This window comes from Xylophilus sp. ASV27, assembly GCF_016428875.1.
Lineage (GTDB): Bacteria > Pseudomonadota > Gammaproteobacteria > Burkholderiales > Burkholderiaceae_C > Xylophilus.
Window position 1 is genome coordinate 1 of record NZ_JAELTO010000241.1, and the last position, 1,115, is coordinate 1,115.

Consider the following 1,115-nt stretch of genomic DNA (forward strand, 5'->3'; position numbering starts at 1 on the left):
CCCCCCCCCCCCCCCCCCCCCCCCCCCCCCCCCCCCCCCCCCCCCCCCCCCTTTTTCAAGCAGAAGACGGCATACGCGATTTCCTGTACGGTCTCGTGGGCTCGGAGATGTGTATAAGAGACAGGTCGCTGGGGCGGGCCCGGCCGGCAGCGGCGCCTGCCGTGGCGGTGCCGGCCGCGCCCGCCATGCCGCCAGCAGCGCCCGCTGCAGTCGCTGCGCCAGTTGCGCCCGTCGCGCCGCTTGCCGCCGAGGCGCCCTTCGACCTCGGCCGCGCCCTGGCCACGCTGCCCCGCGACGAGGCCGAAGCCTGGCGTGCGCTGGCCCGGTCATGGGGCGTGGCCCTGGAGGCGGGCGACGCGGCGGCCGACCCCTGCGTGCAGGCCTTGCCACGGCAGGGGCTGCAGTGCTTCCGCGGCAGCCGCACCAGCCTGGGCCTGGTGCGCCAGCTCGACCGCCCCGGCATCCTGGCGCTGTACGGCGAGGACGGCCGGCCGGTGCCGGCCCTGCTCACCGGCCTGGAGGCGCAGCACGCCACGCTCGCCCTCGGCGGCCAGACGCGCCGCATCGCCCTGCCCGAACTGGCGCGCTGGTGGCGCGGCGACTTCGCCACGCTCTGGCGCCTGCCCCCGGCCCATGCCGGCACTGCGGGCAGCGCCGACGCGGCCCTGCGGCAGGCCGGCGACTGGTTCGACACCCAGTTGGCCCGAGTCGAGCCCGCCCTGCCGGCCGAGGCGGGCGAGACCCCCGCTGCCCAGCGCAAGGCACGCCTCTACCGCTTCCAGTTGGCCCAGGGCCTCACACCCGACGGCCGCAGCGGCCCCCTGACCTTCATGCTGCTCAACCGCGCCGCCGGCGTGGACGAGCCGCGCCTGCAGCACACGCCCTGAACCCATGTCCTACATCCTCGATGCCCTCCGCCGCGCCGACGCGGAACGCGAACGCGGCGCCGTGCCCGGCCTGCACACCGCCCAGCCGCTGCCGGCCGGCGCCTGTCTCTTATACACATCTAAAATCGGGGGGGGGGGGGGGGGGGGGGGGGGGGGGGGGGGGGGGGGGGGGGGGGGGGGGGGGGGGGGGGGGGGGGGGGGGGGGGGGGGGGGGGGGGGGGGGGGGGG

2 pseudogenes are annotated in these 1,115 nt (G+C 78.6%); both read left to right on the forward strand.

Going from position 1 to position 1,115, the window contains the following annotated elements:
• A pseudogene (locus JHD63_RS22625) lies at positions 1-887 on the forward strand (hypothetical protein); the annotation flags it as partial.
• A 4-nt stretch (positions 888-891) separates the two neighbouring features.
• Positions 892-1,115: pseudogene (locus JHD63_RS22630) on the forward strand (hypothetical protein); the annotation flags it as partial.